Below are 14,497 nucleotides of genomic sequence, written 5' to 3'. Positions count from 1 at the left end.
CATGGCCGTCGAGCTGAACCACACCATCGTCTCCACCCATGACAAGCAGGCCGAGGCGCGCTTCGTCAGCGACGTCCTCGGCCTGCCCGAGCCGGGGTCGTTCGGCCCCTTCGCCGTGGTCGAACTGGCCAACGGTGTCAGCCTCGACTTCATGGAGGTCGAGGGCGAGATCACCTCGCAGCACTACGCGTTCCTGATCAGCGAGGAGGAGTTCGACGCCGTCGCGGAACGGTTGCGCGAGCGCGGGCTGCCGACGTGGGCCGACCCCGGACGGCGTACCCCCGGCTTCAACACCAACGACGGCGGGCGGGGGCTCTACTTCGACTCGCCCGAGGGCCACAACCTCGAGGTGCTCACGGTTCCCTACGGGGGCTGACCTAGGAGCGCGCCAGCGCGTAGAGCCTCGAGGCCACCACCACCGCGGAGGCGGCGGCGACCACCTCGGCCGCGACGAGAGCCGTGGGCCACACCTCGGCCAGGTCGCGGAAGGTGGCGCCGCCGAGGAGGGGCGCTGCGGCGCGGGGAAGGAACGCGAGCAGCAGCAGCGGCAGGGCGTGCGGGACGAGGCGCAGCGCCCGCCTGCCCGTCCGGTCGGCGGCCCGCCGCCGCGCCCACTCGCGTGACCGCAGCACCGCCCAGCCCCCGGCGATGGTCGCCCCCGCCGCGGCGGCGACGAGGACCAGCTCGGCGAGGAAGGCCTGAGGCAGGCCGGGAGCGGGTGGGGGCGTTCCGCGGATCAGGGCGACGAGCTCGTCCGCCAGGTCGTCCACCTCGCTGGGTCCCGTGCCGTCCCCGCGGTCGAGCGGTTCGCGGCTGTTCGCGAGGACCGCGACGCCGTAGCGGTTCTCGGCCGTCAGCGCGGGCAGCAGCACGAGCGTGGCCGATGCGGTGGCCGTCCGCCCCCGCAGCACCAGCTCAGGAGGCCCGGCCCCGCCGGAGCGGTCCTCCCAGCCGATCCGCTGCACCTCACGCAGCCCGTCACCGGCCATGACCGTGCGCAGGCCCCAGCCGGCGTTGAACTGCAGCCAGGTGGCGACGTCCGCAGCGGTGCTCACGATGCCGCCCGACCCGCCGACGAACCGGTCGGGCTCCGCCTGGGGCCTGCTGACGCCGAGGAACCGGTCGTGCCCGTCCACCAGGCCGGGCACCAGGTCCCGGGTGCCCGCGACCGTCACGGTGGCGTGCATGCCCACCTGGAAGAGCACGCGGTCCCAGAGGACCGTGTCGAACGGGCGCTGCGCCGCCACCTCCACCAGCCGGGCAGCGACCTGGTAGCCGAGCTCGCTGCGCACCCGCCGCTCCCCGGGCGGTGCCGCGAGCGTGACGTCGCCCAGCCCGGCCACCGCCTCCTGCAGCGACCGCGGGCGTCCCTGCGACGCGTCGTGCGTAGCGGGCAGGCCGGAGGTGTGGTCCAGCAGCTGGCGCACGGTGATCTGCGCGGATCGCGGGTCGGCCGTGGTGAACTCTGGCAGGTGCGCGACGACCGGGTCGTCCAGCGGGACGGACCCGAACCCCGCCAGCTGCGCCAGCGCCATCGCGGTGAACGACTCGGACACCCCGCCGAGCCACATCGGCGTCTTCTCGGTGACCGGCTCGCCCCGTGAGTCGTGGCCGTACCCCGCGACATGCACAACCCTGTCCTCGTCGATCACCGCGACCGCCACGCCCGGCAGCCGCGTCGCCCCGACGTGCGCGCGCACGACATCGGCGATCGCCGCCGCGTCCGGCTCACCGGGCTCCGCAGCCGCCGTCGGGGCGGCGGACGCGGCAAGGACGCACACGACCGCCACCGTCACCGCGAGAGCACGCACCGTCGCCATCCCCCCGTCACCCGCCTCGACGGCCGCTCTGCCGCCGATCGTGGCGTCATCCTGCCGTGACGGCTCGCCTCACCCGAGGAAGGGGCGGTCCCGGCCGCTCCAGTTGTCCTCGTGGCGGCGGTAGACCGGCACCGGCCGACGGGCCACCCGGAACGTGAAGCGCCCGGCCTCCTCGACCACCTCGCCGTCGGTGGCCAGCATGCCGGGGACCGCCAGCTCGACGTCGAGCTCGCCGACCTCGCGCTGGTGGTAGACGTGGCTGTGCCCGAGCGCACCCAGCAGGAGCGCGGCCACCGCCCGCAGGCGGGAGAAGCGGATGTCGGCCCGCAGCCACCGCACGTCGAGCAGCCCGGAGTCGAGCGACGGGCGCCAGGCAGGCACCATGCCCCGCGGGTGGTAGGGCCCGTTGCCCACGAACAGCAGCCAGACCGCGAGCCAGCGTCCGTCCACCTTGATCCGCACCGGCTCGGCCCGGCGGAGCACCACGACCAGCGCCGCGGCGAACGCGGGCCACTTGCCCCACCGGCCCTCCCACTTCTCCCTCAACCGCACGAGGTCCGGGTAGGAGCCGAGGCTCGCGGTGTTGAGGAAGTAGCGCTGCCGCACGACGGCCTCGCTCTCCGGGTCGGTGCCGCGCCCCGGGTGGACGTCCACCACCCCGAGGTCGACGGCGACGGCCTCGCCCGCGCCGGTGGCGTCGACCGCCTCCTGCATGTCGTACACGCCGACGTCACGGGCGAAGTGGTTCAGCGTGCCCGTGGGCACCACCACGAGCGGCAGGTTCCGGCGGCCCGCCACGGTCGCGGCCGCGGCCACCGACCCGTCGCCGCCCGCGACCCCGATCGCCCGCACCCACCGATCGCGCTCCGTGACGGCGGCCTCGAGCTGGTCGTCGATGTCCTCGTCGGGGTCGGCCCGCAGCACCACGGCGGCCGGCAAGGCGTTCTCCAGATCGTCGGCCGGGTCGTACTCCGGGTCGCCCGAGCGCTGGTTGGAAATCAGCACCAGGCCCTTGCCGTCAGGGAGCGTGGGCACGGCGTCCAGAGGCCGGGCCCGCGCCTCGTCGGTGCGCCTGACCGGCCACCAGCGGCGGGTGGCGAGCGCGATCCCGCCTCCGACGGCGGCGCCCGCGAGCACGTCGGAGGCCCAGTGCACGCCGACGTGCACCCGCGAGTAGGCCACGGACGCGGCCAGCGGCGCGACGGCGAGCCCCAGCTTCGGGCTCTCGAGCGCCACGGCCGTGGTGAACGCGGCCGCCGACGCCGCGTGCCCGGACGGGAACGACGACGACTTCGGGGGGTTGCGGAGGGTCTGGTAGGCCGGCAGCTCGGCAGCGGCCGGCCTCCTGCGCGGCAGCAGCGGCTTGAGCAGGCCGTTGGCCGTGGCGCTCGCGCCGGCGATGGCCAGCACGCCGCGGGCGGCGGCCTTGCGGCTCGCACCGCGGCGCGCGGCGAGGATCGCCGCGACGGCGAACCACAGCAGGCTGTGGTTCGCGGCGGTCGAGACCGTCTTCATGGCGGCGTCGAACGGGCTCGGCGGCAGTGCCGAGACCCTGCGCGACACCGCGCGATCGGCGTCGACCACCTCGTCGGTGGCCCGCCGGATCCAGGGCAGCACGACTTGACAGTACGCACACGGCCCATCGGCGAGGGCCGGAGGAAGGACACGACACGGCCAGTCGGTCACAGGCGTAACACGACCAGGCTCTCTCCGCTTACGCTTGCTGGATGCAGCGGCGGATCTACGGCGTCGAGACCGAGTTCGGGGTCACGTGCACCTTCCACGGGCAGCGGCGCCTCTCGCCCGACGAGGTGGCCCGGTACCTCTTTCGCAGGGTCGTGTCGTGGGGGCGTTCGTCGAACGTGTTCCTGCGCAACGGGGCCCGCCTCTACCTGGACGTGGGCAGCCACCCCGAGTACGCCACCGCGGAGTGCGACTCGCTCGCCCAGCTCGTGTCCCACGACAAGGCGGGGGAGCGCATCCTCGAGGACCTCCTCGTCGATGCCGAGCGCCGGCTGGTCGACGAGGGCATCGGCGGTGACATCTACCTGTTCAAGAACAACACCGACTCGGCGGGCAACTCCTACGGTTGCCACGAGAACTACCTGGTGGCCCGGGCAGGCGAGTTCTCCCGGATCGCCGACGTGCTGCTGCCGTTCCTCGTCACCCGGCAGCTGATCTGCGGGGCCGGCAAGGTGCTGCAGACCCCGCGCGGCGCGGTGTACTGCCTGTCGCAGCGGGCCGAGCACATCTGGGAGGGCGTCTCCAGCGCCACCACGCGGTCCCGGCCGATCATCAACACCCGCGACGAGCCGCACGCCGACGCGGAGCGCTACCGCCGGCTGCACGTCATCGTCGGTGACTCCAACATGTCCGAGGTCACCACCCTGCTCAAGGTCGGGTCGGCCACGCTCGTGCTGGAGATGATCGAGGCGGGCGTCCAGTTCCGGGACTTCACCCTCGACAACCCGATCCGCGCCATCCGCGAGATCAGCCACGACCTCACCGGCCGCCGCACCGTGCGGCTCGCGGGCGGGCGCGAGGCCAGTGCGCTGGACATCCAGCGCGAGTACCACGCCAAGGCCGTCGAGCACGTCCGCACGCGGGGCAGCGCCGATCCCACCATCGCGCGCGTGCTCGACCTGTGGGGACGCACCCTCGACGCCGTCGAGAGCCAGAACCTGTCGCTGATCGACCGCGAGATCGACTGGGCGATCAAGCACCGGCTCGTCGAGCGCTACCGGGCCCGCAACGGCCTCGACCTCGCGAGCCCCCGGATCGCCCAGCTCGACCTCGCCTACCACGACATCCGCCGCGGCCGAGGGCTGTTCGACCTGTTGCAGCGCAAGGGCATGGTCGACCGCGTCACCGACGACGGCGAGATCGAGGCGGCCAAGGACACCCCGCCGCAGACAACGCGGGCCAAGCTGCGCGGGGATTTCATCGCCGCCGCGCAGGCCGCCGGCCGCGACTTCACGGTCGACTGGGTGCACCTCAAGCTCAACGACCAGGCCCAGCGCACCGTGCTGTGCAAGGACCCGTTCCGGGCCGTGGACGAGCGGGTGGAACGCCTGATCGCGTCGCTGTAGGCGCGTTTCCGCCGGTCGCCCGCGCGAAGGCCGTGCCCGGCCGTACGATGCCGTGGTGTCCTCTGCCCGGGCCGAGCGGCTGGTGAACCTGGTTCTCTGCCTGCTGTCCACCCGGCAGTTCCTCACGGCGGAGCGGATCCGCCAGATCGTGCCCGGGTACGCCGACGCGCGCGGCGACGAGGCGTTCTTCCGGATGTTCGAGCGCGACAAGGCCGAGCTGCGCGAGCTCGGCGTACCGCTGGAGACCGGGCGGCTGTCCAGCTTCGACACCGTCGACGGCTACCGGATCGCCCGCCAGGACTACGAGCTCGGTGACATCGACCTCGAGCCGGACGAGGCCGCCGCGGTGGCGCTCGCGGCGCGGCTGTGGGACTCCCCGGAGCTCGCGATGCCGGCCCACAGCGCGCTGGTCAAGCTCCGCGCGGCCGGGGTGGAGGTCGACGAGGACCAGGGGCGGGTCCAGCCGCGGGTGCAGGCCGCCGACCCCGCCTTCGCCCCGCTGCTCGCCGCCGTGCGGGCCGGGCGGGCCGTGACGTTCGACCACCAGCGCGGCGGCGTGGGCGGGCCCGTCCAGCGGCGCACCGTGGAGCCGTGGGGCGTGGTGTCGTGGCGCGGGCGCTGGTACCTGTGCTGCTACGACCGCGACCGCGCCGCCCCCCGCTGCTTCCGCATCTCGCGGATCATGGAACCCGTCACGCCGGTCGGCCCGGCCGGCGCGGTGCGGGTGCCCGAGGGCGTCGACCTGATGGGCATGGTCCGTCAAGGCGTCGACCCACCGCCGGCTACCGACATCGCGCGGGTCTGGATCGCCGACGGCCGCGCCCACGGCCTGCGCCGCCTCGGCCGGGTCGTCGGTCGGCGCGTCCACGCCGGGCGCCCGGGCGACGAGGTCGAGCTCGACCTGCGCGCCCTGGAGACCCTCGCCCGCTGGGTCGCCGGCCACGGCCCGGACGTCGCCGTGCTCGCCCCCCAACGCCTCGCCGACGCCGTGCGGGCGAACTGGGCGGCGTCGGTGGCCGCCCACACCGAGCCGCTGGCGCAGACGACATGAGCGAGCGTGCGAGTGCGCCGTCAGCGCGGTGCCCGGCGAAGCCGGCCGAGCCTCGTGGCTCGGCAGCCGACGGGGTGGGCGAGCACGGCGAGGCCGAGTGGTGAGCGGCGGGGTCACCGAGCGGCTGCCGCGGCTGCTGTCGCTGGTGCCCTACCTGCTGGCCCGCCCCGGCATCCCGGTCGCGGAGGCGGCGGCCGACCTCGGGATCTCCGAGAGGCAGCTGCGCCGCGACCTCGAGCTGCTGTGGATGTGCGGGCTGCCCGGTTACGGCCCCGGCGACCTGATCGACCTGTCGTTCTCCGGCGACACCGTCACCGTCACCCACGACGCGGGGATGCGCCGGCCCCTGCGGCTCACCACCGCGGAGGCGACGGCGCTGCTGATGGCGCTGCGCACGCTCGCGGACGTGCCGGGCGTCGCCGACACCGAGGCCGTGCGGCGGGCGGCGGCGAAGGTGGAGCGCGCCGTGGGCGACGCCGGGATGGCGGGCGTCGCGATCGACGGGCCGAGCCGGGAGGAGGCGGCCACCACGGCCGCGGTGCGCGACGCGCTCGCGGCGGGGCGGGCCATGCAGATCGTGTACTACACGGCGGGGCGGGACGCGGTCTCGCAGCGCACGATCGACCCGATGCGGCTGCTGATCGTCGACGGTCGCGGGTACCTGGAGGCCTGGTGCCGGCGGGCCGAGGGGGTGCGGCTGTTCCGGCTCGACCGCGTCGAGGACGTCGCCGTGCTCGACGAGCCCGCCGCGCCGCCGCCGGACGCGGAGCCCACGGACGTGTCGGAGGGGCTGTTCCGGCCCAGTGCCGAGCACCGGTCGGCGGTGCTGCTGCTCGAACGCGAGGCGCGCTGGGTGGCCGAGTACTACCCCGTCGACGACGTCGTGGAGCTGGGCGACGAGCGCCTGCAGGTGCAGCTGCGCTACGCCGATCCCACGTGGTTGGTCCGGCTCGTGCTGGGCCTGGGCGGCGGGGCGCGGCTGCTGGAGCCGCCGGAGCTGGTGGATGCCGTGGCCCGGCGGGCGCGCGAGGCGCTCGACGCGGTCGAGCGGGAGTCGGAGGACGGTTGAGATGCTGCCGGTGATGCTCACGCTGGGCGTGGGGGTCGTGCTGCTCGTGGTGCTGCTGCTCCTCGCCCTGCCACCCGTGCGTCGGTTCGCCCGGGAAGGCGCTGCGCTGCGGGCGGGGGTGGCGCACCGCGTGGCCGTGTTGCGTGCCGTGGCGGGCGAGCGACGACACGGCTCGGCCTGAACCGCGGCGCGTCCGCCCGCGACGGCAACCGGCCGTTACGACTCCTCCGACTCGCCCGTCGTCGCGAACCAGGTGCCGTCCGCGCGAAGCGTGAGGCGGACGAACGGGTACTTGGAGCTGATGCACCCCTTGACGGGGACGCAGTTGTCGACGCGCGCCTTCTTGATGCTGGTCACCTCCGGTGCCGGCATGCGGCCGACCGAGTCTTCGATGACGTCGCCGAAGGATGCGAACGCGGACGCATCGGTGAACCTGTGCTCGCGGTTCTCCACACCGACGACGTTCGTCCCGTCGGTGCAGAACTCGGCGCTGTGCGTGAACTTGTAGAAGGTGTTGCCGATCAGCGTCTTGGCGTGGTGCGTTCCGGTGGCCTCGAAGCACCGCTGGCCGGCCTGGTTCGGCACCTGCTCCACCACGCTGACGCTCGTCGCGTTGCCCGGCTGCGCCGACCCCGCGGGCGCGGCGAGGGCCACCTGCCCCTGGACCGCGGCAGTGCTGAAGAACGCGATGGAGATCGTGACGGTGGCGGCGGTTCGAACGGCCGTGTTCTTCACCGTGCCTGCCTGCTGCCGCAGTTTCCTGGGCTGAAAACCGATGCGTGCCATTTCACCCTCCGCTCTCGGGGTGCTGCGCGGCTCACCGCTCAGCACTGCTGCTGCGGGGGATGACAGTGGCAACGAACCTGCAGGCGGTGAAGGAAGAGTTCTTCCGCCCGATCGCCGTCGAGGCCTGCGCGACACCTATACCGCGGGATCGTGCTGCTCCTGGTGCTGCTGGCCCTCGCTCTGCCACCCGTGCGCCGGTTCGCCAGGGCCGGCGCTGCGTGGCACCGGCCGGTCGGAATCCCTGCCCCGGCCGGTTGCTGGTGCCCGCGGCCCTGATCAGGCCCATGGAGTGGGTAGGATCCCTCCTGTACCCCACGAAGGGAGAGTGACCATGCCGGGTGGCTGGGAATGGCTCATCGTCATCGGAGTCCTCGTGCTGCTCTTCGGCGCGAAGAGGCTCCCCGAGATGGCCCGGTCGGTGGGGCAGTCCGCCCGCGTCTTCAAGGGCGAGATGAAGGGCCTGAAGAAGGACGACGAGGCAGGCAAGCCCGCCGAGCAGTCCGCCGACAAGCCGGCCGACCCGCCTGCTGCGACACCGCCTGCGGCCCTTCCGCAGTCCGGGAACACCGCACAGAACGGGCAGGGAGTCGCCAAGTCGGCTCAACCGGGCCACGGCACCAACACGCAGTAGCCCGTCGCGGTGGCAAAACTCATCCCGCCGTGGGGGCGCAGGCGCACGAAGAGCCCCGACGGCACGATGTCGCTGGTCGAGCATCTCTACGAGCTGCGCAACCGTTTGGCGATCTCTCTCGTCGGCGTAGCGCTGACCACCGTCGTTGCGTACGTGTGGTACGGCGTCGCGCTGTTCGGTGTTCCCAGTCTCGGCGACCTGCTCATCGGCCCGTACTGCGCACTACCTGCGGAGGTGCGGCCCAACCTGAGCGGGGACGGATCGTGCATCCTGACCGCGACGGGTGCCTTCGACCAGTTCAACCTGCGGCTTCGAGTCGCAGTGACCGCGGGGGTCGTCCTCGCGTGTCCGTTGTGGCTCTACCAGCTGTGGGGCTTCATCACCCCGGGCCTGTACCAGAAGGAGCGGCGCTACGCGCTCTCGTTCGTCGCTCCCGCGGCGGTGCTCTTCGTCGCAGGCGCTGTGCTCGCCTACTTCGTCGTCACCCAGGGCCTGAACTTCCTCCTCACCGTCGGTGGCGGCCTCCAGCTCACCCTGCTGACCGGTGAGAGCTACTTCAGCCTGATCATCGCGCTGCTGCTGATCTTCGGTGTCAGCTTCGAGCTCCCGTTGCTCGTCGTCATGCTCAACCTTGCGGGCGTTCTGAGTTACACCACCCTCAAGGCCTGGCGGCGTGGCCTGATCTTCGGCCTGTTCGTGTTCGCCGCGGTCGTCACCCCGGGCCAGGACCCGTTCTCGATGATCGCGCTCTCCATCGCGCTCGTCCTGCTGTTCGAACTCGCGATCCAGATCGCCCGCATCATCGACAGGCGACGGGCGCGCAAGCGCGCCGCCGAAGGCTGGGACGACCTCGATCCCGACGAACCTTCGCCGCTGGACGTGTCGCCCTCGAACATCGACACCGCACCCTCCCGGATCGACACGACGCCGTCGGCCGTCGAATCGGGCCACCCCAGTGTTGTCGGGGAGAGCGCGGGGCCGAATCAGGATCGCCCGAACGCCCGTAGCGTCGACGACGTCACGTAGCGCTCCGTCGTCACGGCCCTCACGAGTAACGCGGCCGAGGCGTAGAACCCCTGCTCGCCGGTCGCGCTCGGAGCACGGCGTGCGGTTGACGGCGTGGGGGCCACCACCGAGCGGTTGTCCATTGCTGTGGCGACAGCAGTAAGGAACCGCTACAGGGGATCTTGCCTCCCATGATCCGCGGTAGCGGTTGTCCATGGTTGTGTCGACAGCCATGGACAACCGCTAGTTCGGATCATGCCGCTCGCGCGCCGTCAACACCGGCCCGTCGAGGCGATCTGGGCGGGCGCGGCTGCGGTGGGCGCGCCGTTCCCGGCTCGGGCCGGAACGGCACGCCCACGAGACGGCGCGTCCCGAGCGGCACCGGGCGCATTCCGCTGAACGCACCCGAGCCGGCCGTGATCAGCGGTTCGGCGCGAACGCGGCCGGATCCGGCCGTTCTCGCACCGACCTGCCGATCACGAGGCACCGGAGGCCGGTGACGGGAAGCCACTCAGTCACGGACACAACGATCTACGGCTGGCGAGCAGGGCGCGGCGCGGCGCCCAACCGATGATCCGGGGCTACCGGACGAGGAGGCGCCACGTGGCCGTCGCGGAGTCGGCCGCTGGTCGTGGCTCGGCCGTGACGCAGTGCGCGATCACGCCGACGAGGGCGCCCGCGAGGTAGGCGGCGTGCACGCCTAGTGGCACGCGGTCGGACGATGCGGGCCGCGCCCCGGTCCGGAAGCGCTCCAGGAGCGCCTCGGCCAGTGCCTCTCGCAGCCGGGTGGAGAAGCGGGCGCTGCCCTGGGGGCCGAGCATCCGCGCGTAGAGGGTGGCGTGCGCGCCGACGTGCTCGAACAGCGCCACGAGCGGCGGGGGTGCGGTGTCGAGGGGTGCGTCGAGCGGGCAGAGCTGCGCGGCCCGGGCGACGGTGGCGACGGCGTCCTCCATCGCGTCGGCGAACAGCGCGTCGAGGTCGGGGTAGTGCAGGTAGACGGTGGCCCGGTTGACGCCCGCGCGGCTCGCGACGGCCGAGAGCGTGAGGGTGGCCGGGTCGCGCTCGCCGGCCAGTTCGAGGGCGGCGGCGCGCAGGCTCGCGCGGGTGCGTCGGGCGCGCGGATCGTCCGGAGGCATGGCGCACACTCTACGACATCTGTCGACTAAACGACATCTGTCGCGTACTGTGGTGGCATGCGTGTGGAGATCTGGATGGATGTCGTCTGCCCGTGGGCCTACATCGGCAAGCGGCGGGTGGAGCGAGCGGTCGCCGATCTCGACGTCCCCGTCGAGATCGTGTGGCGGCCCTACCGGATCGACCCGTTCGCGCCCGTACCGGCCGAGCCGCTCGCCGATGCGCTGGGCGACCCGGTCGCCGACGACGCGCTGCGAGCCTGCGCGCCCGGGCTCACGCCGGCCGAGAACCGGCTGCGGGTCGACCGGATCGCGGCGAAGGAGGGTCTCGGGCCGCGGTGGGGTGCCGGCTGGCGGGCGAACAGCCACGACGCCCACCGGCTGATCGCGCTGGCCGAGCCCGCCGGCGTGCAGGACGCGGTGGTGGAGTCGCTGCTGCGGGCCCACTTCATCGACGCCGTGGACATCAGCGACCGGGACGTGCTGGCCGGCGTGGTCGGCGACGTGTTCCCGGAGGGGCCTGCCCTGCTCGCGGGCGACGCCGGGGAGGAGCGGGTGCGTGAGCTGCTCCTGGAGGGCAGGGCGCGGGGGATCCGGACCTCGCCGACGATCGTCGTCGGCGACCGGGCGCTCGCCGGTGCCCAGCCACCGGCCGTGATCGCGGAGTTCCTCGCGGACGGCGGCGAACGCCGTCCGGTGCCGGCCGAGGTCGAGCGCTACCGGTGGACGGAGTCGCTGCTCGAGCAGCGCGACCCGCTCGGTGCGCTTGTCCTGCTCCGCCCGCTGCTCGCCGAGCACGGGCGCGACCGCTCGGTGCGGCTGCTGGCCGCCCGTGCCTGGTACGCGTCCGCGCAGCTGGGACGGGCCCGCGCGGCGCTGGAGGAGCTGGTTGCCGAGCACCCGGCCGACGCCTTTGCCCAGGTGCTGCTGGGTCGCACCCTGCAGCGCATGAGCCGGGGCGAGGAGGCGGGCCCGCACCTGCGGTTGAGCAGCGCGATGCGGCAGTCCGCCTAGCATCCGGGGCCGCCACTCCATCACCAGGTCGACCTCGCCTGCCGGCGATGTGGAAACCTGGGATCGTGGCCAGCAGCAAGTCTGCTCCCGCGGATGCTTACGCCGCCGCCCGGAGCCGCGCCGCCCGTCCCCGGCTCGCCGAGTTCGCGCAGACGCTCCCGTTCGAGCTCGACGGGTTCCAGCACACCGCCTGTGCCGCTCTCGAGGACGGTCACGGCGTGCTCGTGTGCGCTCCGACCGGTGCAGGCAAGACGGTCGTGGGCGAGTTCGCCGTGCACCTCGCGCTGGCCCAGGGGCAGAAGTGCTTCTACACGACGCCGATCAAAGCGTTGTCCAACCAGAAGTACGGCGATCTGGTCGAGCGCCACGGGGCGTCCGCGGTCGGGCTGCTCACCGGTGACCAGGCGATCAACGGCGACGCCCAGGTGGTCGTGATGACCACCGAGGTGCTGCGGAACATGATCTACGCCGGTTCCCGGCAGCTGGAGCACCTCGGCTACGTGGTGATGGACGAGGTGCACTACCTCGCCGACCGGTTCCGCGGCGCGGTATGGGAAGAGGTCATCCTCCAACTGCCCGAGCACGTCTCGCTCGTGAGCCTGTCGGCCACCGTCAGCAACGCCGAGGAGTTCGGCGACTGGCTGGTCACCGTGCGCGGGGACACCACCGTGGTCGTCGACGAGCACCGGCCGGTGCCGCTGTGGCAGCACATGATGGTGGGCAACCGGCTCCTCGACCTGTTCGCGGGCGAGTCGGCGGCGGGCGAGCTGAAGGTCGACCCGGATCTCGTCCGCCACACGCGCGAGCTGGACCGGCAGAGCGCCATGGCGCAGTGGGACCGCGGGGCGCGTGGCCGGGGACGCACCGGCCCGTCCCGGCGCACCGGGTTCCGCCCGCCGTCGCGCACCACCGTCATCGACCGGCTCGACCGGGCGGGCCTGCTGCCGGCGATCACGTTCGTGTTCAGCCGCGCCGGGTGCGACGCCGCGGTCGGCCAGTGCGTGCGGTCGGGGCTGCGGCTCACCACCGAGGACGAGGTCGAGGAGATCCGGCGCACGATCGATCGGCACACCGCCGAGCTCCCCCAGGCCGACCTGGCCGTGCTGGGGTACTGGGAATGGCGCGACGCCCTCGAGCGTGGCATCGCCGCCCACCACGCCGGGATGCTGCCGGCGTTCAAGGAGACCGTGGAGGAGCTGTTCGTCCGCGGTCTGGTGCGGGCGGTGTTCGCCACCGAGACCCTCGCGCTGGGGATCAACATGCCCGCCCGCACCGTCGTGCTGGAGCGGCTGGTCAAGTACAACGGCGAGTCGCACGCCGAGCTCACCCCCGGTGAGTACACCCAGCTGACGGGCCGGGCGGGTCGCCGCGGCATCGACGTGGAGGGCCACGCCGTCGTCGTCTGGCAGCCGGGCGTCGATCCCGAGCAGGTCGCCGGGCTCGCCTCCACCCGCACCTACCCGCTGCGCAGCTCGTTCCGGCCCGGCTACAACATGGCCGTCAACCTCGTGGGGCGGCTGGGCACGGAGAACGCGCGGGAACTCCTGGAGCAGTCGTTCGGGCAGTTCCAGGCCGACCGGTCGGTGGTGGGCCTGGCCCGGCGGATCGAACGCAACGTGGAGGCGCTCGAGGGGTACGAGAAGTCACTGGAGTGCCACCTGGGCGACTTCCGCGAGTACGCCGCGCTGCGCAGGCGGGTGGCGGAGCGGGAGAAGGCGCTGTCGCGGCAGGGCGTGGCGGAGCGGCGCGAGGCCGCCGCCGATTCGCTGCGCACGCTGCGGCCGGGTGACGTGATCGCCGTACCGGGCGGGCGCCGCGCGGGCCTCGCCGTTGTGCTCGACCCCGGAATCGGGGCGGACGGCGACCCGCGCCCGCTCGTGCTCAACGAGGACCGCTGGGCGGGTCGGCTCTCCGCTGCCGACTTCCCGGCGCCGGTCGAGCCGCTGGGCCGCATGCGGCTGCCCAAGCGGGTGGACCACCGCGCCCCGCGGGTGCGGCGCGACCTCGCCTCGTCGCTGCGCAACACGGGGATCGTCGCGCCCCCGAGCCAGCGCCGGCGGTCCCGCGGCGGCGCCATCGACGACCCCGAGCTCGCCACGTTGCGCCGGGCGCTGCGCGCCCACCCCTGCCACGGGTGTACCGACCGCGAGGCCCACGCCCGGTGGGCCGAGCGGTACGCGCGGCTGGAGCGCGACACCGAGCAGCTGCGGCAGAAGGTGCGCGCCACCACCCACTCCCTCGCCCGCGCGTTCGACCGGATCCGCGCGCTCCTCGCCGAGCGCGGCTACCTCGACGGGGAGCGGGTCACCGAGCACGGCGAGCGCCTGTCGCGGTTGTGGGGCGAGTCCGACCTGCTGACGGCGGAGTGCCTGCGCCACGGCGCGTGGGACGGCCTGGAGCCGGCCGAACTGGCCGCGGTGGTGTCCGCGCTGGTGTACGAGTCGCGCCGCGACCACGGGCCGATGCCGCGGGTGCCCTCGGGAGCGGTGTCCGATGCGCTTGCGACCACCGTGCGCGTGTGGGCTGAGCTGGAGGGCGACGAGCGCAGGCACAGAGTCGAACGGACCCGTGAGCCGGACCTCGGTTTCGCCTGGCCGATGCACCGCTGGGCGCGCGGGGAGTCCCTCGCCGCCGTGCTCACCGCCGCCGAGCAGAACGGGGTGGAGCTCTCGGCGGGCGATTTCGTGCGCTGGTGCCGGCAGGTGCTGGACCTTCTCGACCAGATCACGGCCGTCGCGGGACGGGGCAGCGGGGTCGGCCGGGCGGCAGCCACGGCGATCTCGACGATCCGCCGCGGGGTCGTCGCGGTCGGTGCCGGATGAGCGGGGCGAAGGTCCGACCGGCTCTGTGCCCGTCACAGGGCCTGTGCTTTGATCGCCCGACCGCACGTCTCCAGGGG

At 73.3% G+C, this 14,497-nt stretch carries 13 protein-coding genes; 9 read left to right on the top strand and 4 right to left on the bottom strand.

Annotated features, from left to right (window positions below; genetic code table 11):
* Position 1 precedes the first annotated feature (1 nt).
* Complete coding sequence (locus FHX44_RS37010; RefSeq protein WP_147260005.1) at positions 2-376, top strand: VOC family protein; 375 nt, start codon at positions 2-4, stop codon at positions 374-376.
* Between the two features lies 1 nt (position 377).
* Here the strand turns inward: FHX44_RS37010 and FHX44_RS37005 are convergent, their stop codons facing one another.
* Together FHX44_RS37005 and FHX44_RS37000 are read right to left on the bottom strand one after the other, a co-directional pair.
* Positions 378-1,820, bottom strand: a complete 1,443-nt coding sequence (locus tag FHX44_RS37005; RefSeq protein WP_147260004.1) for a serine hydrolase domain-containing protein — start codon at positions 1,818-1,820, stop codon at positions 378-380.
* A gap of 69 nt (positions 1,821-1,889) precedes the next feature.
* Positions 1,890-3,437, bottom strand: coding sequence for a bifunctional phosphatase PAP2/diacylglycerol kinase family protein (locus FHX44_RS37000; protein ID WP_246170798.1), 1,548 nt, complete (start codon positions 3,435-3,437; stop codon positions 1,890-1,892).
* Positions 3,438-3,547: 110 nt separating this feature from the next.
* Between FHX44_RS37000 and pafA the strand changes: the two genes are divergently transcribed.
* The 4 genes from pafA to FHX44_RS36980 all read left to right on the top strand — a co-directional run bounded on the left by pafA (position 3,548) and on the right by FHX44_RS36980 (position 7,210).
* Entirely contained in the window at positions 3,548-4,909 is a 1,362-nt protein-coding gene (gene pafA / locus FHX44_RS36995; RefSeq protein ID WP_147260003.1) for a Pup--protein ligase, read from the top strand.
* A gap of 55 nt (positions 4,910-4,964) precedes the next feature.
* Positions 4,965-5,960: a helix-turn-helix transcriptional regulator gene (locus tag FHX44_RS36990; RefSeq protein WP_147260002.1), complete on the top strand. Its 996-nt coding sequence runs from the start codon at positions 4,965-4,967 to the stop codon at positions 5,958-5,960.
* Between the two features lie 100 nt (positions 5,961-6,060).
* On the top strand, positions 6,061-7,029 hold the full coding sequence (locus FHX44_RS36985; RefSeq protein ID WP_147260001.1) for a helix-turn-helix transcriptional regulator: 969 nt from the start codon (positions 6,061-6,063) through the stop codon (positions 7,027-7,029).
* Between the two features lies 1 nt (position 7,030).
* Positions 7,031-7,210 (top strand): hypothetical protein, encoded by a 180-nt coding sequence (locus tag FHX44_RS36980; RefSeq protein WP_147260000.1) that lies wholly within the window; start codon positions 7,031-7,033, stop codon positions 7,208-7,210.
* Between the two features lie 35 nt (positions 7,211-7,245).
* Here the strand turns inward: FHX44_RS36980 and FHX44_RS36975 are convergent, their stop codons facing one another.
* Entirely contained in the window at positions 7,246-7,764 is a 519-nt protein-coding gene (locus FHX44_RS36975; protein WP_147259999.1) for a hypothetical protein, read from the bottom strand.
* 376 nt (positions 7,765-8,140) lie between these two features.
* Between FHX44_RS36975 and tatA the strand changes: the two genes are divergently transcribed.
* Both tatA and tatC read left to right on the top strand, forming a co-directional pair.
* Positions 8,141-8,446, top strand: a complete 306-nt coding sequence (gene tatA, locus FHX44_RS36970) for a Sec-independent protein translocase subunit TatA (RefSeq protein ID WP_212612821.1) — start codon at positions 8,141-8,143, stop codon at positions 8,444-8,446.
* Positions 8,447-8,455: 9 nt separating this feature from the next.
* Complete coding sequence (tatC, locus tag FHX44_RS36965) at positions 8,456-9,472, top strand: twin-arginine translocase subunit TatC (RefSeq protein ID WP_212612820.1); 1,017 nt, start codon at positions 8,456-8,458, stop codon at positions 9,470-9,472.
* A gap of 560 nt (positions 9,473-10,032) precedes the next feature.
* Here tatC and FHX44_RS36960 read toward each other — a convergent pair.
* On the bottom strand, positions 10,033-10,587 hold the full coding sequence (locus FHX44_RS36960) for a TetR/AcrR family transcriptional regulator (RefSeq protein WP_147259997.1): 555 nt from the start codon (positions 10,585-10,587) through the stop codon (positions 10,033-10,035).
* Between the two features lie 57 nt (positions 10,588-10,644).
* On the opposite strand from FHX44_RS36960, the gene FHX44_RS36955 reads away from it, so the two are divergent.
* Together FHX44_RS36955 and FHX44_RS36950 are read left to right on the top strand one after the other, a co-directional pair.
* Positions 10,645-11,598, top strand: a complete 954-nt coding sequence (locus tag FHX44_RS36955; protein ID WP_147259996.1) for a DsbA family oxidoreductase — start codon at positions 10,645-10,647, stop codon at positions 11,596-11,598.
* Positions 11,599-11,645: 47 nt separating this feature from the next.
* Complete coding sequence (locus tag FHX44_RS36950; RefSeq protein WP_147259995.1) at positions 11,646-14,420, top strand: DEAD/DEAH box helicase; 2,775 nt, start codon at positions 11,646-11,648, stop codon at positions 14,418-14,420.
* Positions 14,421-14,497 lie beyond the last annotated feature (77 nt).

Origin of the sequence: Pseudonocardia hierapolitana, from assembly GCF_007994075.1 — a bacterium.
GTDB lineage: Bacteria > Actinomycetota > Actinomycetes > Mycobacteriales > Pseudonocardiaceae > Pseudonocardia > Pseudonocardia hierapolitana.
The sequence above is the reverse complement of the archived record's forward strand: the minus strand, read 5'-3'. Positions and strand labels throughout refer to the sequence as shown.

Coding starts and splice junctions, on each gene's coding strand:
- FHX44_RS36960 (WP_147259997.1), bottom strand. CDS start 10,587: ATGCCTCCGGACGATCCGCGCGCCCGACGCACCCGCGCGAGCCTGCGC.
- FHX44_RS36955 (WP_147259996.1), top strand. CDS start 10,645: ATGCGTGTGGAGATCTGGATGGATGTCGTCTGCCCGTGGGCCTACATC.
- FHX44_RS37005 (WP_147260004.1), bottom strand. CDS start 1,820: ATGGCGACGGTGCGTGCTCTCGCGGTGACGGTGGCGGTCGTGTGCGTC.
- pafA (WP_147260003.1), top strand. CDS start 3,548: ATGCAGCGGCGGATCTACGGCGTCGAGACCGAGTTCGGGGTCACGTGC.
- FHX44_RS36980 (WP_147260000.1), top strand. CDS start 7,031: ATGCTGCCGGTGATGCTCACGCTGGGCGTGGGGGTCGTGCTGCTCGTG.
- FHX44_RS37010 (WP_147260005.1), top strand. CDS start 2: ATGGCCGTCGAGCTGAACCACACCATCGTCTCCACCCATGACAAGCAG.
- FHX44_RS36950 (WP_147259995.1), top strand. CDS start 11,646: ATGTGGAAACCTGGGATCGTGGCCAGCAGCAAGTCTGCTCCCGCGGAT.